Source organism: Streptomyces sp. NPDC002499 (genome assembly GCF_053595415.1).
Genome location: NZ_JBSFXO010000007.1, coordinates 117,613 through 137,612, shown reverse-complemented (window position 1 = coordinate 137,612; position 20,000 = coordinate 117,613). Strand labels below are relative to the sequence as shown.

The 20,000-nt window shown below is 70.1% G+C and carries 18 protein-coding genes; 17 read left to right on the top strand and 1 reads right to left on the bottom strand.

The features are described 5' to 3' along the window. The first annotated feature begins 134 nt into the window (after positions 1 to 134). Genes ACWD5F_RS20690 through nusB form a run of 3 tightly spaced genes read left to right on the top strand, consistent with a single transcriptional unit; the run spans position 135 to position 2,293 of the window. A complete protein-coding gene (locus ACWD5F_RS20690) occupies positions 135 to 1,241 on the top strand; it encodes an aminopeptidase P family protein (protein ID WP_451256163.1) in 1,107 nt (368 codons plus the stop codon). 48 nt (positions 1,242 to 1,289) lie between these two features. Beyond that, positions 1,290 to 1,856 carry an elongation factor P gene (gene efp / locus ACWD5F_RS20685; protein ID WP_401725301.1) on the top strand — a complete coding sequence of 189 codons (567 nt, stop codon included), beginning with the start codon at positions 1,290 to 1,292 and terminating at the stop codon, positions 1,854 to 1,856. Positions 1,857 to 1,858: 2 nt separating this feature from the next. Next, entirely contained in the window at positions 1,859 to 2,293 is a 435-nt protein-coding gene (gene nusB / locus ACWD5F_RS20680; protein ID WP_451256162.1) for a transcription antitermination factor NusB, read from the top strand. A gap of 224 nt (positions 2,294 to 2,517) precedes the next feature. On the opposite strand, the gene bldD is transcribed toward nusB, so the two are convergent. Then, on the bottom strand, positions 2,518 to 3,021 hold the full coding sequence (bldD, locus tag ACWD5F_RS20675) for a transcriptional regulator BldD (RefSeq protein ID WP_124002855.1): 504 nt from the start codon (positions 3,019 to 3,021) through the stop codon (positions 2,518 to 2,520). Positions 3,022 to 3,275: 254 nt separating this feature from the next. Here bldD and pyrR point away from each other — a divergent pair, with 254 nt between their 5' ends. The 14 genes from pyrR to ACWD5F_RS20605 all read left to right on the top strand — a co-directional run bounded on the left by pyrR (position 3,276) and on the right by ACWD5F_RS20605 (position 19,984). Further along, complete coding sequence (gene pyrR / locus ACWD5F_RS20670; RefSeq protein WP_401725307.1) at positions 3,276 to 3,866, top strand: bifunctional pyr operon transcriptional regulator/uracil phosphoribosyltransferase PyrR; 591 nt, start codon at positions 3,276 to 3,278, stop codon at positions 3,864 to 3,866. A 79-nt stretch (positions 3,867 to 3,945) separates the two neighbouring features. After that, on the top strand, positions 3,946 to 4,926 hold the full coding sequence (locus ACWD5F_RS20665; protein ID WP_124002857.1) for an aspartate carbamoyltransferase catalytic subunit: 981 nt from the start codon (positions 3,946 to 3,948) through the stop codon (positions 4,924 to 4,926). Between the two features lie 5 nt (positions 4,927 to 4,931). Then, positions 4,932 to 6,218, top strand: coding sequence for a dihydroorotase (locus ACWD5F_RS20660; RefSeq protein WP_451256159.1), 1,287 nt, complete (start codon positions 4,932 to 4,934; stop codon positions 6,216 to 6,218). Beyond that, positions 6,215 to 6,790 (top strand): PH-like domain-containing protein, encoded by a 576-nt coding sequence (locus ACWD5F_RS20655; RefSeq protein ID WP_401725312.1) that lies wholly within the window; start codon positions 6,215 to 6,217, stop codon positions 6,788 to 6,790. The genes ACWD5F_RS20660 and ACWD5F_RS20655 overlap by 4 nt, the downstream gene beginning before the upstream one ends. Then, entirely contained in the window at positions 6,787 to 7,944 is a 1,158-nt protein-coding gene (gene carA / locus ACWD5F_RS20650; protein WP_451256157.1) for a glutamine-hydrolyzing carbamoyl-phosphate synthase small subunit, read from the top strand. The genes ACWD5F_RS20655 and carA overlap by 4 nt, the downstream gene beginning before the upstream one ends. Continuing rightward, a complete protein-coding gene (gene carB / locus ACWD5F_RS20645) occupies positions 7,937 to 11,245 on the top strand; it encodes a carbamoyl-phosphate synthase large subunit (protein ID WP_451256155.1) in 3,309 nt (1,102 codons plus the stop codon). The genes carA and carB overlap by 8 nt, the downstream gene beginning before the upstream one ends. A gap of 51 nt (positions 11,246 to 11,296) precedes the next feature. Beyond that, on the top strand, positions 11,297 to 12,403 hold the full coding sequence (locus tag ACWD5F_RS20640) for a quinone-dependent dihydroorotate dehydrogenase (protein ID WP_451256153.1): 1,107 nt from the start codon (positions 11,297 to 11,299) through the stop codon (positions 12,401 to 12,403). Continuing rightward, positions 12,400 to 13,245: an orotidine-5'-phosphate decarboxylase gene (gene pyrF / locus ACWD5F_RS20635; RefSeq protein WP_451256151.1), complete on the top strand. Its 846-nt coding sequence runs from the start codon at positions 12,400 to 12,402 to the stop codon at positions 13,243 to 13,245. Before ACWD5F_RS20640 ends, pyrF begins: the two co-directional genes overlap by 4 nt. A gap of 361 nt (positions 13,246 to 13,606) precedes the next feature. After that, positions 13,607 to 13,930: an integration host factor gene (locus tag ACWD5F_RS20630; RefSeq protein WP_003977346.1), complete on the top strand. Its 324-nt coding sequence runs from the start codon at positions 13,607 to 13,609 to the stop codon at positions 13,928 to 13,930. A gap of 59 nt (positions 13,931 to 13,989) precedes the next feature. Then, a complete protein-coding gene (gmk, locus tag ACWD5F_RS20625) occupies positions 13,990 to 14,583 on the top strand; it encodes a guanylate kinase (protein WP_451256149.1) in 594 nt (197 codons plus the stop codon). Positions 14,584 to 14,623: 40 nt separating this feature from the next. Next, positions 14,624 to 14,896 (top strand): DNA-directed RNA polymerase subunit omega, encoded by a 273-nt coding sequence (rpoZ, locus tag ACWD5F_RS20620; protein ID WP_019059732.1) that lies wholly within the window; start codon positions 14,624 to 14,626, stop codon positions 14,894 to 14,896. 129 nt (positions 14,897 to 15,025) lie between these two features. Further along, complete coding sequence (gene coaBC / locus ACWD5F_RS20615) at positions 15,026 to 16,228, top strand: bifunctional phosphopantothenoylcysteine decarboxylase/phosphopantothenate--cysteine ligase CoaBC (protein ID WP_451256147.1); 1,203 nt, start codon at positions 15,026 to 15,028, stop codon at positions 16,226 to 16,228. Between the two features lie 239 nt (positions 16,229 to 16,467). Further along, the gene (gene metK, locus ACWD5F_RS20610; RefSeq protein ID WP_451256145.1) at positions 16,468 to 17,676 is read left to right on the top strand and encodes a methionine adenosyltransferase; all 1,209 of its coding nucleotides are present in this window, start codon (positions 16,468 to 16,470) and stop codon (positions 17,674 to 17,676) included. 112 nt (positions 17,677 to 17,788) lie between these two features. Next, entirely contained in the window at positions 17,789 to 19,984 is a 2,196-nt protein-coding gene (locus ACWD5F_RS20605; RefSeq protein ID WP_451256143.1) for a primosomal protein N', read from the top strand. The last annotated feature ends 16 nt before the right edge of the window (positions 19,985 to 20,000 follow it).

Sequence of the window (20,000 nt, the reverse complement as noted above, 5' to 3'; positions counted from 1 at the left end):
CCAGGGGCGCGGGGAACTGCGCGAGCAACCCCCACCGGCCGTCAGTCGGGACACGACCGTCACCACCCCCCCGCGTCCCCCAAACGGCACCCTCCCAACCGGCACAAATCACCCACCCCTCCTACGCTCATCTCATGTCAGAGATGTACGCGATCCGCCGAACCCGGCTCAGGGAACAGTGCAACGCCGCCGGCAACACGGCCGCGCTCGTCTCCCGCCCGGCCAACGTCCGCTACCTCGCAGGCGCGTCCCCCAAAGGCGCGGTCCTGCTCCTGGGGAAGACAGAAGACCTCCTCCTCTGCACCGGCCCCCCGGACGAAAGACCCACGGACGGCCGCCCCGACGAGACCATCCGCGTACAGAGCCTCCCGAGCAGCGCAGGCGACCCGGCCGTAGCAGCCGCAGGCCTCGCCAAGACCCAGGGCGCGGAATCCCTCGCCGTGGAGGAACACCACCTCACCGTCGCCCGGCACCGAGAGATCCGCTCGGTCGCACCGCGCATCCGCGTCGCAGACCTCGGCGGGGCGGTGGAACAGCTCCGGGTCGTCAAGGACGAGGAGGAGATCTCCTGTCTCCGCATCGGCGCGGAGATCGCCGACCAGGCCCTGGGCGAACTCCTGGAGTCCATCCTCGTCGGCCGCACCGAACGCCATCTCGCCCTGGAGCTGGAGCGCCGCCTGGTCGACCACGGCGCCGACGGCCCCGCCTTCGCCACCTCCGTCGCGACCGGCCCCAACGCCGGCCGACGCGCGCACCTGCCCACCGACCGCCGCGTCGAGGAGGGAGATTTCCTCTCCGTCTGTCTCGGCGCGAGGTACCGCGGCTACCGCTGCGAGATCGGCCGTACGTTCGTCATCGGGACCTCGCCCGCCGACTGGCAGATCGAGCTCTACGACCTCGTCTTCGCCGCCCAGCGCGCCGGCCGCGAGGCTCTGGCGCCGGGCGCCGCCTACCGCGATGTGGACCGGGCGGCACGCCAGGTACTGGACTCGGCGGGGCATGCGGAGAGGCTGTCGGCGCTGATGGGGCACGGGGTGGGGCTCGAAATCGACGAGGAGCCGCAGTTGGCCCCTGCGGCCATGGGTAAACTGGACGCCTGCGTGCCGGTCACCGTCGAACCGGGGGTTCACCTCCCGGGCCGGGGCGGTGTCAGGATCGATGACACGCTCGTCGTCCGCCCCGAGGCGGACGGCGGACCCGAGCTACTCACCATCACGACCAAGGAGCTCCTAGCGCTGTAACGCGCGTGCCCCGTGGTCGTCCACGTCAGTCCAGGAGATTCCGCAACCGTGGCTTCCACGAACGACCTCAAGAACGGCCTGGTGCTCAAGCTCGACGGAGGCCAGCTCTGGTCCGTCGTCGAGTTCCAGCACGTCAAGCCCGGCAAGGGCCCTGCCTTCGTGCGCACCAAGCTCAAGAACGTGCTGTCCGGCAAGGTCGTCGACAAGACGTTCAACGCCGGCGTCAAGGTCGAGACGGCCACTGTCGACAAGCGCGACATGCAGTTCTCGTACATGGACGGCGAATACTTCGTCTTCATGGACATGCAGACCTACGACCAGCTCATGGTCGACCGCAAGGCCGTCGGCGACGCCGCCAACTTCCTGATCGAGGGCTTCACGGCCACCGTGGCGCAGCACGAGGGCGAGGTGCTCTTCGTCGAGCTGCCGGCCGCCGTCGAGTTGGTCGTCCAGGAGACCGAGCCGGGCGTCCAGGGCGACCGCTCCACCGGCGGCACCAAGCCCGCGACGCTGGAGACGGGCCACCAGATCCAGGTCCCGCTCTTCATCACCACCGGCGAGAAGATCAAGGTCGACACCCGTACGAGCGACTACCTCGGCCGGGTGAACAGCTAACCGTGGCTGCTCGCAACACGGCCCGCAAGCGCGCCTTCCAGATCCTCTTCGAGGGCGACCAGCGCGGAGCCGACGTCCTGACGGTCCTCGCGGACTGGATCCGACTCTCCCGGGACGACACCCGGCAGCCGCCGGTGAGCGAGTACACGATGCAGCTCGTCGAGGGCTACGCCGAGCACGAGCGGCGTATCGACGATCTGATCTCCCAGTACTCGGTCGGCTGGACGCTCGACCGGATGCCGGTCGTGGACCGCAACATCCTGCGGCTGGGCGCGTACGAGCTGATCTGGGTCGACGAGACCCCGGACGCGGTCGTCCTCGACGAGATGGTGCAGCTGGCGAAGGAGTTCTCGACGGACGAGTCGCCCGCGTTCGTCAATGGTCTGCTGGCCCGCTTCAAGGACCTGAAGCCCTCGTTGCGCCGGGACGAGGCGTAGGCCTTCCGGTACGAAGAACGCCGGGGGCCCGCAGCGTGCTTGCTGCGGGCCCCCGGCGTTCTTGTGCGCCCAGGGGGTGGGTGGTGTCGTTTTAGGGCGGCTGCGGGCCGTCTGGGGCTTGTCGCGCTGAACGGCGGGAGCACCGACAAAAGAACGCCGGGGCGCCCGGAACCCTAAAGTTCCGGCCACCCCGGCGGCACGTTTCTGCTCTTGTGCTGTACGGCTCAGTTCTCCTCGTGGGAGGCCACCGCGCGGCGGGCGTCCGCGTCCAGGACGCCCCAGCTGATCAGCTGCTCGGTGAGGACCGAGGGGGACTGGTCATAGATGACGGCGAGTGTGCGCAGGTCGTCCTGGCGGATCGACAGCACCTTGCCGTTGTAGTCGCCGCGCTGGGACTGGATCGTGGCCGCGTACCGCTGCAGCGGGCCCGCCTTCTCGGCCGGCACCGTGGCCAGCCGCTCCAGGTCGAGGACCAGCTTCGGCGGCGGCTCGGCGGCACCGCCCGGGGTCGTGCCCGGCAGCAGCTCCTGCACCGGCACACCGTAGAAATCCGCCAGCTCGGCGAGGCGCTGCACGGTCACGGCACGGTCACCGCGCTCGTACGACCCGACCACGACCGCCTTCCAGCGTCCCTGGGACTTCTCCTCGACACCGTGGAGGGAAAGGCCCTGCTGGGTGCGGATGGCCCGGAGCTTGGCCCCGAGCTGTTTGGCGTATTCGCTGGACATATAGCTCCCCGGACACTGGATCGACGCGACCGATGGTGTTTCCGAGCCGCGCGTCTGGTAACTCACTGTGAGGTTACGCAGCGTGACTCTCGCCCGTCAAGCCGAATGGTCCACACCGCCTCTTCTGGGGAACCCGTGGCTGATTACGCCAGGGGGGTGATCAGGGACGTCGTCCGGGCCTGCTACCGTGGATGGCGCAAATCCGACGTCCTTTAACGTCCGTCCCGTGAGGCGGAGAAGGAGGTCCGTTTCATATGGACAAGCAGGACAAGCACGACACGTACGCCTCCGATGCCCGGCCCGTGCTCGAAGGGCCCGACATCGCGCGGGTGTTGACCCGTATCGCCCACGAGATCGTCGAACGCGCCAAGGGCGCCGACGACGTGGTGCTCCTCGGCATTCCGACCCGAGGCGTCTTCCTCGCCCAGCGGCTGGGCGTCAAGCTGGAGGAGATCACCGACCGCAAGATCCCGGTCGGCGCCCTCGACATCACCATGTACCGCGACGACCTGCGCATGCACCCGCCGCGTGCGCTGGCCCGTACGGAGATCCCCGGTGACGGCATCGACGGCCGACTGGTCGTGCTCGTCGACGACGTGCTCTTCTCCGGTCGCACCATCCGCGCCGCCCTCGACGCCCTGAACGACATCGGGCGTCCGCGCGCGGTGCAGCTCGCGGTCCTGGTCGACCGCGGCCACCGCGAACTGCCCATCCGCGCCGACTACGTCGGCAAGAACCTCCCCACGTCGTTGCGGGAGACGGTCAAGGTCCTGCTCGCCGAGGAGGACGGTCGCGACACCGTGCTGCTCGGTGCGAAGCCGGCCGCCCCGGGCGCGTCGCAGTAGCACTCCGGCTCCCGTCGAAGTGCGCTCACGCATGCCCGTATGCCCGAAAACTCCTGAATTGCCTTACGGAGCCTGACAGATGCAGCGTCATCTCATCTCGGCCGCCGACCTCACCCGCGACGACGCCGTCCTGATCCTCGACACCGCCGAGGAGATGGCCCGGGTCGCCGACCGGCCGATCAAGAAACTGCCGACCCTGCGCGGCCGTACCGTCGTCAACCTCTTCTTCGAGGACTCCACGCGTACGCGTATCTCCTTCGAAGCCGCCGAGAAGCGCCTCTCCGCGGACGTCATCAACTTCACCGCCAAGGGGTCGAGCGTCTCCAAGGGCGAGTCCCTGAAGGACACCGCCCAGACCCTGGAGGCCATGGGTGTCGACGCCGTCGTCATCCGGCACGGCGCCTCCGGAGCGCCCTACCGCCTCGCCAACTCCGGCTGGATCGACGCGGCCGTCATCAACGCCGGCGACGGCACCCACCAGCACCCCACGCAGGCCCTGTTGGACGCCTTCACCATGCGCCGTCGGCTCATCGGGCGGGACGCCGGGATAGGGCAGGACCTGGACGGCAAGCGGATCACGCTCGTCGGCGACATCCTGCACAGCCGTGTCGCCCGCTCCAACGTCGACCTGCTGCACACCCTCGGCGCCGAGGTCACCCTCGTCGCCCCGCCCACCCTGGTGCCGGTCGGCGTCGAGTCCTGGCCCTGCGAGGTGTCGTACGACCTCGACAGCACGCTCTCCAAGAGCGACGCGGTGATGCTGCTGCGGGTCCAGCGCGAGCGGATGAACGCGGCCTTCTTCCCGACCGAGCGCGAGTACTCGCGGCGCTACGGCCTGGACGGCGACCGCATGGCGAAGATGCCCGAGCACGCCATCGTGATGCACCCCGGGCCCATGGTTCGCGGCATGGAGATCACCGCCGAGGTGGCCGACTCCGAGCGCTGCACCGCGATCGAGCAGGTCGCAAACGGAGTGTCCATCCGGATGGCCGTTCTGTACCTCCTGCTCGGCGGCAACGAACCCGCCGTCTCCCACGCCCGCACCATCGAGGAGAAGTAAGTCCCATGAGCAAGATCCTGATCCGTGGTGCGAAGGTGCTCGGCGGCGAGGCGCAGGACGTCCTGATCGACGGCTCGGTCATCGAGGCCGTCGGCCCGGGGCTGTCCGACGAGGGCGCCGAGGTCGTGGACGCCGAGGGCAAGGTGCTCCTGCCGGGCCTCGTCGACCTGCACACCCATCTGCGCGAGCCCGGCCGCGAGGACTCCGAGACCGTGCTGACCGGCACGCGCGCGGCGGCCTCCGGCGGCTACACGGCCGTGTTCGCCATGGCCAACACCTTCCCGGTCGCCGACACCGCCGGCGTGGTCGAGCAGGTCTACCGGCTCGGCCAGGAGCACGGCTACTGCGACGTGCAGCCCATCGGCGCCGTCACCGTCGGCCTGGAGGGCCGCAAGCTCGCCGAACTGGGCGCCATGCACGAGTCCGCGGCCGGCGTCACCGTCTTCTCCGACGACGGCAAGTGCGTCGACGACGCCGTGATCATGCGCCGGGCGCTGGAGTACGTGAAGGCCTTCGGCGGGGTCGTCGCCCAGCACGCGCAGGAGCCGCGGCTGACCGAGGGCGCCCAGATGAACGAGGGCGTCGTCTCCGCCGAGCTGGGCCTGGGCGGCTGGCCGGCGGTGGCCGAAGAATCGATCATCGCCCGCGATGTCCTGCTCGCCGAGCACGTCGGCTCGCGCGTCCACATCTGCCACCTCTCGACCGCCGGCTCCGTCGAGATCGTCCGCTGGGCCAAGTCCCGCGGCATCGACGTCACCGCCGAGGTCACCCCGCACCACCTCCTGCTCACCGACGAGCTGGTGCGCAGCTACAACCCGGTCTACAAGGTCAACCCGCCGCTGCGCACCGAGCGGGACGTGCTCGCCCTGCGCGAGGCCCTCGCCGACGGCACGATCGACATCGTCGCCACCGACCACGCGCCCCACCCGCACGAGGACAAGGACTGCGAGTGGGCCGCGGCCGCCATGGGGATGGTGGGCCTGGAGACCGCGTTGTCAGTGGTGCAGGAGACCATGGTGGACACCGGGCTCCTCACCTGGGCCGGGGTCGCCGAGCGCATGTCCGTCAAGCCCGCCGAGATCGGGCGGGCCAAGGGGCACGGCCGTCCCGTCTCGGCTGGTGAGCCCGCCAACCTCACGCTCGTCGACACGGCATACCGTGGGTCGGTGGACCCCGCGGGCTTCGCCTCGCGCAGCCGGAACACCCCGTACGAGGGGCGTGAGCTGCCGGGCCATGTGACGCACACGTGGCTCCGGGGCAAGGCCACGCTCGTCGACGGGAAGCTCACGTGACATCTGCAACTCTGCTCGCCGCCGCATCGCTCGCCGCCGAGAAGAAGTCGGCCGACGTCACCGACTGGGCTGCCCGCATCGGCTGGCTCGTCGGCCTCGGCCTCTTCGTCGCGCTCGTCTACTGGCTGATGCGCGAGGGCTGGAAGTGGCGCGGCACGCTCCAGGGCGACCTGCCCGAGCTGCCCACCGCGCCGGACGACCCCGGTCCGGCGAAACTGACGATGAGCGGCCGCTACCACGGCTCCACCACGGCCGGTCAGTGGCTGGACCGCATCGTGGCGCACGGCCTGGGCACCCGCAGCCGGGTCGAGCTGACCCTGACGGACGCGGGCCTGGACGTCGTACGCCCCGGGGCAACCGACTTCTTCGTGCCGGCCGAGGCGCTGCGCGAGGCCCTGCTCGGCAAGGGCATCGCCGGGAAGGTCCTCAGCGAGGGCGGTCTGCTGATCGTCACCTGGGCGCACGGCGACAAGCTGATCGACTCCGGGTTCCGCTCCGACCACGCGGCCGAGCACGCCGAGTGGGTCGAGACTCTGAACAGCATGATCAACAACACGGAAGGCGCACGATGACGACCTCCATCCAGGGAGCGGCCTCGCAGAGGCACAAGGCAGCTCCCGCCGTACTCGTCCTGGAGGACGGCCGGATCTTCCGCGGCCGTGCCTACGGGGCCGTGGGGGTGACCTTCGGCGAGGCCGTGTTCTCCACCGGGATGACCGGCTACCAGGAGACCCTCACCGACCCGTCGTACGACCGTCAGATCGTCGTCGCGACCGCCCCGCAGATCGGCAACACCGGCTGGAACGACGAGGACGACGAGTCGGCCCGCATCTGGGTCTCCGGCTACGTCGTCCGCGACCCCGCGCGCGTGCCGTCCAACTGGCGGGCCAAGCGCTCCCTGGACGCCGAACTCGTCGCACAGGGCGTGGTCGGCATCTCCGGCATCGACACGCGCGCGTTGACCCGGCATCTGCGCGAGCGCGGCTCGATGCGCGCCGGCATCTTCTCCGGCGAGGCGATCGTCCCCGAGGCCGAACTGGTCGAGCAGGTGCAGGCCCAGCCGCAGATGAAGGGCGCCTCGCTGTACGAGGAGGTCGCCACCAAGGAGGCCTACGTCGTCCCCGCGATCGGCGAGAAGCGGTTCACCGTCGCCGCCGTCGACCTCGGCATCAAGGGCATGACCCCGCACCGCATGGCCGAGCGCGGCATCGAGGTGCACGTGCTGCCCGCCACCGCGAGCGTGGACGACGTCTACGCCGTCGAGCCGGACGGCGTGTTCTTCTCCAACGGCCCGGGCGACCCGGCCACCGCCGACGGCCCGGTCGCGCTGATGACCGCCGTCCTGGAGCGCCGCACCCCGCTGTTCGGCATCTGCTTCGGCAACCAGATCCTCGGCCGCGCCCTCGGCTTCGGCACCTACAAGCTCAAGTACGGCCACCGCGGTATCAACCAGCCTGTGCAGGACCGTACGACCGGCAAGGTCGAGGTCACCGCGCACAACCACGGGTTCGCCGTGGACGCGCCGCTCGACCAGGTCAGCGAGACGAAGTTCGGCCGCGCCGAGGTCTCCCACGTCTGCCTGAACGACAACGTCGTGGAGGGGCTCCAGCTGCTCGACCAGCCCGCCTTCTCCGTCCAGTACCACCCCGAAGCAGCGGCGGGCCCGCACGACGCGGCCTACCTGTTCGACCGCTTCACGTCTTTGATGGAGGGCCAGCGTGCCTAAGCGCACCGATATCCAGTCCGTCCTGGTCATCGGCTCCGGCCCGATCGTCATCGGCCAGGCCGCCGAGTTCGACTACTCCGGTACGCAGGCGTGCCGCATCCTGCGCGCCGAGGGCCTGCGCGTCATCCTGGTGAACTCCAACCCGGCGACGATCATGACCGACCCCGAGATCGCCGACGCCACCTATGTCGAGCCGATCACCCCGGAGTTCGTCGAGAAGATCATCGCCAAGGAGCGCCCCGACGCGCTCCTGCCCACCCTGGGCGGTCAGACGGCCCTCAACACGGCTATCTCCCTGCACGAGGCGGGCACGCTCGACAAGTACGGCGTCGAGCTGATCGGCGCCAACGTCGAGGCCATCAACAAGGGCGAGGACCGCGACCTCTTCAAGGGCGTCGTCGAGGCCGTCCGCCAGAAGATCGGGCACGGCGAGTCGGCCCGCTCGGTCATCTGCCACTCGATGGACGACGTCATCAAGGGCGTCGACACCCTCGGCGGCTACCCGGTCGTCGTGCGCCCCTCCTTCACCATGGGCGGCGCCGGCTCCGGCTTCGCGCACGACGAGGAGGAACTGCGCCGCATCGCGGGCCAGGGCCTCACGCTCTCGCCGACCACCGAGGTGCTCCTGGAGGAGTCCATCCTCGGCTGGAAGGAGTACGAGCTGGAGCTGATGCGCGACAAGAACGACAACGTCGTGGTCGTCTGTTCCATCGAGAACTTCGACCCCATGGGCGTGCACACCGGCGACTCGATCACCGTCGCCCCGGCGATGACGCTGACCGACCGCGAGTACCAGAACCTGCGGGACATCGGCATCGCGATCATCCGCGAGGTCGGCGTCGACACCGGCGGCTGCAACATCCAGTTCGCGATCGACCCGGTCGACGGCCGGGTGATCGTCATCGAGATGAACCCGCGCGTGTCCCGCTCCTCGGCCCTCGCCTCCAAGGCGACCGGCTTCCCGATCGCCAAGATCGCCGCCAAGCTGGCCGTCGGCTACACCCTCGACGAGATCCCGAACGACATCACGCGCGAGACCCCGGCCTCCTTCGAGCCGACCCTCGACTACGTGGTCGTGAAGGCCCCGCGTTTCGCCTTCGAGAAGTTCCCGTCCGCCGACTCCACCCTCACGACCACCATGAAGTCGGTCGGCGAGGCCATGGCCATCGGCCGCAACTTCACCGAGGCCTTCCAGAAGGCGCTGCGCTCCCTGGAGAAGAAGGGCAGCCAGTTCACCTTCGTCGGCGAGCCCGGTGACAAGGTCCAGCTCCTGGAGGAGGCCGTACGGCCCACCGACGGTCGGATCAACACCGTCATGCAGGCCATCCGCGCGGGCGCCACCCAGGAGGACGTCTTCGAGTACACGAAGATCGACCCCTGGTTCGTCGACCAGCTCTTCCTCATCAAGGAGATCGCGGACGAGCTGGCCGCCGCCCCCAAGCTCGACCCCGAGCTGCTCGCCGAGGCCAAGCGGCACGGCTTCTCCGACCAGCAGATCGGCGAGATCCGGGGCCTGCGCGAGGACGTCGTGCGCGAGGTCCGGCACGCGCTGGGCATCCGCCCGGTCTACAAGACCGTCGACACCTGCGCCGCCGAGTTCGCCGCGAAGACCCCGTACTTCTACTCGTCCTACGACGAGGAGAACGAGGTCGCCCCGCGCGAGAAGCCCGCGGTCATCATCCTGGGCTCCGGGCCCAACCGCATCGGCCAGGGCATCGAGTTCGACTACTCCTGCGTCCACGCCTCCTTCGCGCTGTCCGCCGCCGGGTACGAGACGGTGATGGTCAACTGCAACCCCGAGACCGTCTCCACGGACTACGACACCTCCGACCGCCTGTACTTCGAGCCGCTGACGCTGGAGGACGTGCTGGAGATCGTCCACGCGGAGCAGCAGGCCGGACCGATCGCCGGTGTCATCGTGCAGCTCGGCGGCCAGACCCCGCTCGGTCTGGCGCAGGCGCTGAAGGACAACGGCGTGCCGATCGTGGGCACTCCGCCGGAGGCCATCCACGCCGCCGAGGACCGCGGCGCCTTCGGGCGCGTGCTCGCCGAGGCGGGCCTGCCGGCCCCCAAGCACGGCACGGCCACCACGTTCGTGGGCGCCAAGGCCATCGCCGACGAGATCGGCTACCCGGTCCTCGTCCGCCCGTCGTACGTCCTCGGCGGACGCGGCATGGAGATCGTCTACGACGAGACCCGGCTGGAGTCCTACATCGCCGAGTCGACCGAGATCAGCCCCTCCCGGCCGGTCCTGGTCGACCGCTTCCTCGACGACGCCATCGAGATCGACGTCGACGCGCTCTACGACGGCCAGGAGCTCTACCTCGGCGGTGTCATGGAGCACATCGAGGAGGCCGGCATCCACTCCGGCGACTCGGCGTGCGCCCTGCCGCCGATCACCCTGGGCGGCTTCGACATCAAGCGCCTGCGGACCTCGACGGAGGCCATCGCCAAGGGCGTCGGCGTGCGCGGCCTGATCAACATCCAGTTCGCGCTGGCCGGCGACATCCTCTACGTCCTGGAGGCCAACCCGCGCGCGTCCCGCACGGTTCCCTTCACCTCCAAGGCGACCGCGGTCCCGCTCGCGAAGGCCGCCGCCCGCATCTCGCTGGGCGCGACCGTCGCCGAACTGCGCGCCGAGGGGCTGCTGCCGGCCAACGGCGACGGCGGCGAGCTGCCGTTCGACGCGCCGATCTCCGTCAAGGAGGCGGTCATGCCGTGGTCGCGCTTCCGCGACATCCACGGGCGCGGTGTCGACACGGTCCTGGGCCCGGAGATGCGCTCCACCGGCGAGGTCATGGGCATCGACTCCGTCTTCGGCACGGCGTACGCCAAGTCGCAGGCGGGCGCCTACGGTCCGCTGCCGACCAAGGGCCGCGCCTTCATCTCGGTCGCCAACCGCGACAAGCGCTCGATGATCTTCCCGGCCCGCGAACTGGTCGCCCACGGCTTCGAGTTGCTCGCCACCTCCGGCACGGCCGAGGTCCTCAAGCGCAACGGCATCAACGCCACGATCGTGCGCAAGCAGTCCGAGGGCACCGGCCCCAACGGCGAGAAGACCATCGTCCAGCTCATCCACGACGGCGACGTCGACCTCATCGTCAACACCCCGTACGGCACCGGCGGCCGCCTCGACGGCTACGAGATCCGTACGGCGGCCGTGGCGCGGTCGGTCCCGTGCCTGACGACGGTCCAGGCGCTCGCCGCCGCCGTCCAGGGCATCGACGCCCTCAACCACGGTGACGTGGGCGTCCGTTCACTCCAGGAACACGCCGAACACTTGACCGCGGCCCGCGACTAGCAGCCAAGAGGGGGACACCGGAAACGGTGTCCCCCTCTTCATGAGGACACCATGTACAAGATCTTCTTCAATCTCGTCTTCAAACGGATGGACCCGGAGCAGGCGCACCACCTCGCCTTCCGCTGGATCCGCCTCGCCGTCCGCGTCCCGGTGCTGCGCACCTTCGTCGCCGCCGCCCTCGCGCCCCGCCACAAGGAGCTGCGCACCGAGGCCTTCGGGCTGCGTATGCACGGCCCCTTCGGGCTCGCCGCCGGCTTCGACAAGAACGCGGTCGCCATCGACGGCATGACGATGCTCGGCTTCGACCACGTCGAGATCGGCACGGTCACGGGGGAGGCGCAGCCGGGCAACCCCAAGAAGCGCCTGTTCCGCCTCGTACCGGACCGCGCGCTCATCAACCGCATGGGCTTCAACAACGAGGGCTCGCTGGCCGTGGCGGCCCGTCTGGCGGCCCGTGAGCCGGTCTTCAGGACCGTCGTGGGCGTCAACATCGGCAAGACCAAGGTCGTGCCGGAGACGGAGGCCGTCGGCGACTACGTGAAATCGACCGAGCGCCTCGCGCCGTTCGCCGACTACCTGGTCGTGAACGTCTCCTCGCCCAACACGCCCGGACTGCGCAACCTCCAGGCCACCGAGGCGCTGCGTCCGCTGCTGAGCGCCGTGCGCGAGGCGGCCGACCGTACGGTCACCGTTCGCCGTGTCCCGCTCCTGGTGAAGATCGCGCCCGACCTCGCCGACGAGGACGTGGACGCCGTCGCCGACCTGGCCCTCGAACTCGGCCTGGACGGGATCATCGCCACGAACACGACCATCGCGCGCGAGGGCCTCGGCCTGACATCCGAACCCTCACTGGTGAAGGAGACCGGCGGCCTGTCCGGCGCCCCGCTGAAGGCGCGCTCCCTCGAGGTGCTGCGCCGCCTCTACGCGCGCGTGGGCGACCGCATCACCCTCGTGGGCGTCGGCGGCGTCGAGAACGCCGAGGACGTCTGGCAGCGCATCCTGGCGGGCGCCACGCTCGTACAGGGTTACAGCGCGTTCATCTACGAGGGGCCCTTCTGGGGCCGTGCCATTCACAAGGGACTCGCCGCGCGCCTGCGCACGAGCCCGTACGCGACCCTCGCCGACGCGGTCGGCGCCGACGTAAGGAAGCCGGTATGAGTCCTCTCGAACCCTTCGGCGCGCGACTGCGCCGGTCCATGGACGAGCGCGGCCCGCTCTGCGTCGGCATCGACCCGCACGCGTCCCTGCTCACCGAGTGGGGCCTCAACGACGACGTGGCCGGCCTGGAGCGGTTCAGCCGCACGGTCGTCGAGGCGCTGTCCGAGCGGGTCGCGGTCTTCAAGCCGCAGAGCGCCTTCTTCGAGCGCTTCGGGTCGCGTGGTGTCGCTGTACTGGAGAAGACGGTCGAGGAGGCGCGGGCGGCTGGCGCCCTGGTCGTCATGGACGCCAAGCGCGGCGACATCGGCTCGACCATGGCCGCGTACGCCGAGGCCTTCCTGCGCAAGGACTCCCCGCTGTTCTCCGACGCGCTGACCGTGTCGCCGTATCTCGGCTACGGGTCGCTCTCGCCGGCGATCGAGCTGGCGCGCGAGAGCGGCGCGGGCCTGTTCGTGCTCGCGCTGACCTCCAACCCTGAGGGCGGCGAGGTGCAGCACGCGGTCCGCGCGGACGGGCGGAACGTCGGCGCGACGATGCTGGCCCACCTGGCGGCCGAGAACGCGGGGGAGGAGCCGCTGGGCTCCTTCGGGGCCGTCGTCGGCGCCACGCTGGGCGACCTGTCGTCGTACGACCTGGAGATCAACGGCCCGTTGCTCGCGCCGGGCGTGGGTGCGCAGGGGGCCACGCCGGGGGACCTTCCCGGGGTGTTCGGGGCCGCGCTGCCCAACGTCGTCCCGAACGTCAGCCGGGGCGTGCTGCGGCACGGACCCGACACGGGCGCGCTGCGGGCGTCCGCGGATCGTTTCGCCGAGGAGATCCGGGCCGCGCTCGCGGCCGCATGAGGTTCATGACCGGGTGAGTTCCGTGGTCGCGCGCGGCTCGTGACCGTATGAGGCTTTCGCGACGGTCGTCGCAGGCGTTCGAGCTGGTCGTCGGAGTCCTCCGATGAGTGGCTCGGTGACGGTCCGCGGAGCGCTTGAGCCTGAATACATCCTCAAATCCTGGGCATTATGTCCCTAATGTCCGGCCTGGCGGAGGCTGACCAGGACTTTTCCGCTGTTCTCGCTGACTCTGGCGTACTTGGCCGCTAGTCTCCGAGCAGAGTTAACGGGCAAGCGTGTTGCTCGTAGCTCCCCAGGTGTGGGGCGACTAGGTTCCTCACCGGTCCGTATCCGACAGTTCGACATCCGAGGTGACGTAGGCGTGGCTCTTCCGCCCCTTACCCCTGAACAGCGCGCAGCCGCGCTCGAAAAGGCCGCCGCGGCTCGCCGGGAGCGGGCCGAGGTCAAGAATCGACTCAAGCACTCCGGCGCCTCCCTGCACGAGGTCATCAAGCAGGGCCAGGAGAACGACGTCATCGGCAAGATGAAGGTCTCCGCGCTGCTCGAGTCGCTGCCCGGCGTGGGCAAGGTCCGCGCCAAGCAGATCATGGAGCGACTCGGCATCTCCGAGAGCCGCCGAGTGCGCGGTCTCGGCTCCAACCAGATCGCTTCCCTGGAGCGTGAGTTCGGCAGCACCGGCTCCTGAGTCCTGATCACTAGGACAGGGAGTCCCGGGCAGTCCGGGATTGCTGGAATAATCGCTGCATGGCTGCAACATTCCGGGGGACGACCCCCGAGCCCCCGGACGTACGTCCGCGGCTGACCGTGCTCTCCGGCCCCTCAGGGGTCGGCAAGAGCACGGTCGTCGCTCATATGCGCAAGGAACACGACGAGGCCTGGCTCTCGGTGTCGGCGACGACCCGAAAGCCCCGCCCCGGCGAGAAGCACGGCGTCCACTATTTCTTCGTCAGCGACGAGGAGATGGACAAGCTGATCGCCAACGGCGAGCTGCTGGAGTGGGCCGAGTTCGCCGGCAATCGCTACGGCACGCCGCGTGCGGCCGTGCTGGAGCACCTGGAGTCCGGCGTGCCGGTCCTGCTGGAGATCGATCTCCAGGGGGCCCGGCAGGTCCGCGAGTCCATGGCGGACGCGCTGCTGGTGTTCCTGGCTCCGCCCTCCTGGGAGGAGCTGGTGCGCAGGCTCACCGGACGGGGCACCGAGCCGCCCGAAGTGATCGAGCGCCGTCTGGAGGCCGCGAAGATCGAGCTGGCCGCCGAGCCGGAGTTCGACGTGACCCTTGTCAACACCTCCGTCGAGGACGTAGCACGCGAGCTGCTAGCCTTGATGGAAGTTGTGTGATCGTTTTTCCGATCTCATCCCATCTTTCGGAAGGCAGAGCGTGTCCTCTTCCATCACCGCTCCCGAGGGCATCATCAACCCTCCGATCGACGAGCTCCTCGAGGCCACCGACTCGAAGTACAGCCTCGTGATCTACGCCGCCAAGCGCGCCCGTCAGATCAACGCGTACTACTCGCAGCTCGGCGAGGGCCTCCTCGAGTACGTCGGTCCGCTCGTCGACACCCACGTCCACGAGAAGCCGCTCTCCATCGCCCTGCGCGAGATCAACGCGGGTCTGCTGACCTCCGAGGCCGTCGAGGGCCCCGCGACCTGAGACGTGTACGGCGTCGGCGGATAGTCGTATCCGCCGACTGCGACAGCTTTATCCACAGGCCCGGCAGCGCGACTGTCGGGCCTGTGGTGTGTCATGGGGTTGTACGGTTTCCGAGCTCGGGGAGAGACGGTGGACAAGCCGAAGGTCGTGCTGGGGGTCAGCGGTGGCATCGCGGCGTACAAGGCGTGCGAGCTGCTGCGCAGACTGACGGAGTCGGGCCATGACGTCCGTGTCGTGCCCACTGCCTCCGCACTGCACTTCGTCGGCGCCGCCACCTGGTCCGCGCTGTCCGGGCACCCGGTCTCGACCGAGGTGTGGGACGACGTCCACGAGGTCCCGCACGTGCGCATCGGCCAGGGCGCCGATCTGGTCGTCGTGGCCCCCGCGACGGCGGACATGCTCGCCAAGGCGGCCCACGGCCTCGCCGACGACCTGCTCACCAACACCCTCCTCACCGCCCGCTGTCCGGTCGTCTTCGCACCCGCGATGCACACGGAGATGTGGGAACACGCGGCCACCCAGGAGAACGTGGCGACGCTGCGCCGCCGTGGCGCCGTCGTCATCGAACCGGCGGTCGGCCGGCTCACCGGCGTCGACACCGGCAAGGGACGGCTGCCCGACCCCGCCGAGATCTTCGAGGTCTGCCGCCGCGTGCTGGCCCGCGGAGTGACCGAGCCGGACCTCGCGGGCCGGCATGTCGTCGTCAGCGCCGGTGGCACTCGCGAACCCCTCGACCCGGTGCGCTTCCTCGGCAACCGTTCCTCCGGCAAGCAGGGTTACGCCCTCGCCCGCACCGCCGCCGCCCGCGGTGCCCGCGTCACGCTCGTGGCCGCGAACGCCGGACTGCCGGACCCCGCGGGCGTGGACGTCGTCCCGGTCGGCACGGCGGTGCAACTGCGGGAGGCGGTCCTGAAGGCCGCCGCGGACGCCGACGCCGTCGTCATGGCCGCGGCCGTCGCCGACTTCCGCCCGGCGACGTACGCGACCGGGAAGATCAAGAAGAAGGACGATCACGACCCCGAGCCGATCGTCCTCGTACGGAATCCGGACATCCTCGCGGAGATCTCCGCCGACCGCGCCCGCCCCGGTCAGGTGATCGTCGGCTTCGCCGCGGAGACCGACGACGTCCTGGCCAACGGACGCGCCAAGCTGGCGCGCAAGGGCTGCGATCTGCTGGTGGTGAACGAGGTGGGGGAGCGCAAGACGTTCGGCTCCGAGGAGAACGAGGCCGTGGTGCTGGGCGCCGACGGCAGCGAGACCGTCGTGCCGCACGGCCCCAAGGAGGCCCTGGCCGAAATCGTCTGGGACCTGGTGACGGGACGCCTGAGCTGAATGTTTCATTCGCCTCTCAGTCACCTCAAACCTCAACGACGAGGCGTGGCGACTCTGGCCAAGGCCGCTCGGTATTGGGCAGAATGCGCGTGCCGCAGGTCACAGCACTCCCGAGGCGCGAGACAGGGGGGCCGTTGGCCGAGCGCGACCGATAAACTGTTCTCGGACGATGCCGGGCGCAGCCTCCGAGCCCGTCCGCCAATGATCAGCCAGCAGCCGCTGCAACCCCAGGGAGCGTTGTGTCCCGTCGCCTGTTCACCTCGGAGTCCGTCACCGAGGGCCACCCCGACAAGATCGCTGACCAGATCAGCGACACCATTCTCGACGCGCTTCTGCGTGAGGACCCGACGTCCCGCGTCGCCGTCGAGACGCTGATCACGACCGGCCTGGTGCACGTGGCCGGCGAGGTCACCACCAAGACCTACGCGGACATCGCGACCCTCGTCCGCGGCAAGATCCTCGAGATCGGCTACGACTCGTCCAAGAAGGGCTTCGACGGCGCCTCCTGCGGCGTGTCGGTCTCCATCGGCGCGCAGTCCCCGGACATCGCGCAGGGCGTGGACACGGCCTACGAGAACCGGGTCGAGGGCGACGATGACGAGCTTGACCGCCAGGGCGCGGGCGACCAGGGCCTGATGTTCGGCTACGCGACGGACGAGACGCCGACGCTGATGCCGCTCCCGATCTTCCTGGCGCACCGCCTCGCCAAGCGCCTCTCCGAGGTCCGCAAGAACGGCACCATCCCCTACCTGCGTCCCGACGGCAAGACGCAGGTCACCATCGAGTACGACGGCGACAAGGCCGTCCGTCTCGACACGGTGGTCGTCTCCTCGCAGCACGCCTCCGACATCGACCTCGAGTCGCTGCTCGCGCCCGACATCCGCGAGTTCGTGGTCGAGGCCGAGCTGAAGACGCTCCTGGACGAGGGCATCAAGCTGGACACCGACGGCTACCGCCTGCTCGTGAACCCCACCGGCCGTTTCGAGATCGGCGGCCCGATGGGCGACGCCGGCCTCACCGGTCGCAAGATCATCATCGACACCTACGGCGGCATGGCCCGCCACGGCGGCGGCGCCTTCTCCGGCAAGGACCCGTCCAAGGTCGACCGCTCCGCCGCGTACGCCATGCGCTGGGTCGCGAAGAACGTCGTCGCCGCGGGCCTCGCCTCCCGCTGCGAGGTCCAGGTCGCCTACGCCATCGGCAAGGCCGAGCCGGTCGGTCTCTTCGTCGAGACCTTCGGCACCGCCAAGGTCGACACGGACAAGATCGAGAAGGCCATCGACGAGGTCTTCGACCTCCGCCCGGCCGCGATCATCCGCGACCTCGACCTGCTCCGCCCGATCTACGCCCAGACGGCGGCTTACGGCCACTTCGGCCGCGAGATCCCCGAGTTCACCTGGGAGAAGACGGACCGCGTGGACGCGCTGCGGAAGGCTGCGGGGCTGTAGGTCCTGCGACACCTTTCGAGGCCCGGTTTCCTTCGGGGAGCCGGGCCTCGGCGCGTCCCGGTCCTGGGCCGCCGGTCCGCCGATGTCAGTGCGGTTTGGTAAGAATGCAGGCGTGAGCAGCGAAGACGGGCAGGGGGGCGGCGGGGCCGAGGGGGCGCCGCCTGAGCAGCTTGCGTTGATTCGGGAGAGTGTGCGGAAGGCCGAGGTGCCGCGGGCCAAGCCGCGGACCTGGCGGGGCGCCGCGTTGGCCAAGGATCTGCCGGTCGCGCGGGTGCTGGTCGACAAGGGTGTGCTGCATCTTGATCGGTACTTCGACTATGCCGTGCCTGAGGAGCTGGATGCGGACGCGCAGCCCGGGGTGCGGGTGCGGGTGCGGTTCGGGGCCGGTAGGCATCGGGTGCGGGACGGGCGGCGTGAGGGCGGGGGGCTGATCGACGGGTTTCTCGTCGAGCGGCTTGCCGAGTCCGACTACTCGGGACCCCTTGCTGCGCTGGCCCAGGTTGTTTCGCCCGAGCGGGTGTTGAGCGAGGAGTTGCTGGGGCTCGCGCGGGCCGTTGCCGATCGGTATGCGGGGAGTCTTGCCGATGTGTTGCAGCTCGCCGTGCCGCCGCGCAGTGCTCGGGCCGAGCAGCGGCCGTCTCCCGAGCCTTTGCCGCCGCCTTCCGCGCCGGAGGCGGGGAGTTGGGGGCGGTACGAGCAAGGGGCCGCGTTCGTGGCGGCGCTGGCCTCAGGCAGTGCGCCGCGGGCCGTGTGGAACGCGCTGCCCGGGCCCGAGTGGAGCGACGAGCTGGCGCGGGCCGTGGTGGCTACCCTCGCCTCCGGGCGTGGGGCGCTCGTCGTGCTGCCCGACGGGCGGGCCGTCGCCCGGGTCGACGCCGCGCTGACCGCCTTGTTGGGCGAGGGGCGGCACGCGGTGCTCACCGCCGACGCCGGGCCCGAGAAGCGGTACCGGGAGTGGCTGGCGGTACGGCGGGGGGCCGTACGGGCGGTGGTGGGGACCCGAGCTGCCATGTTCGCGCCGGTTCAGGATCTTGGGCTTGTGGCTATTTGGGATGACGGGGACGACAGCCACAGCGAGTTGCACGCGCCTCAGCCGCACGCGCGCGAGGTGTTGTTGCTGCGGGCCGCGCAGGACAAGTGCGCGTTTCTGCTGGGCAGTTGGAGTTGCACCGTGGAGGCCGCCCAGCTGGTCGAGAGCGGGTGGGCGCGGCCGGTGGTCGCAGGGCGGGAACAGGTACGGGCGGCTGCGCCGCTCGTGCGGACCGTCGGGGATGGGGATCTCGCGCGGGACGAGGCCGCGCGAGCCGCTCGCCTGCCTACGCTCGCCTGGCAGGCCGTCAGGGAAGGGCTGCGGCACGGGCCGGTGCTCGTTCAGGTGCCCCGGCGCGGGTACGTGCCCCGGATGGCCTGCGCCAACTGCCGTGCGCCCGCGCGCTGTCGGCACTGCGCCGGGCCGCTGGAGGGGCAGGAGGCGGGGGCCGCACTGCGGTGCGGGTGGTGCGGGCGCGACGAGAGCGCTTGGCACTGTGCCGAGTGCGGTGGGTTCCGGTTGCGGGCACAGGTGGTGGGGGCTCGGCGGACCGCCGAGGAGTTGGGGCGAGCCTTTCCCGCCGTGCCCGTGCGGACCTCGGGGCGCGAGCATGTGCTGGACACCGTGCCGGGCGCCCCCGCGCTGGTCGTGAGTACTCCGGGGGCCGAGCCCGTCGCCGAGGGCGGATACGCGGCGGCGCTGTTGCTGGACGGCTGGGCCATGCTCGGGCGGCCCGATCTCCGGGCCGGCGAGGACGCGCTGCGGCGGTGGATCGCCGCGGCTGCGCTGGTGCGGCCGCAGGGGGGTGGGGGTGCGCAGGGTGGCGGCACGGTTGTTGTCGTCGCCGAGCCGACGCTGCGGCCTGTGCAGGCGCTGGTGCGGTGGGATCCCGTCGGGCATGCGGTGCGGGAGCTTGCCGAGCGGGCCGAGCTGGGATTTCCGCCGGTTTCGCGGATGGCGGCCGTCACGGGGAGCGCGGAGGCTGTCGCGGAGTTTCTGCGTACGGCTGAACTGCCGCGGGAGGCCGAGCTGTTGGGGCCCGTGCCGGTGCCGGGCACTGCCGTGGGGCGGCCGCGGCGGGTAGGGGCGCCGCCGGTGGGGGAGCACTGGGAGCGGATGTTGGTGAGGGTGCCGCCGGGGAGTGGGGCGGCTTTGGCGGCTGCCTTGAAGACTGCGCAGGCTGCTCGGATGGCTCGGGGGAGTGGGAGTGGGGGTGGGAGCGGTAGTGGTGGGGATGCTGTGGTGCGGGTGCGGATTGATCCGCCGGATATTGGGTGATGGGGAGGGTGCGTGG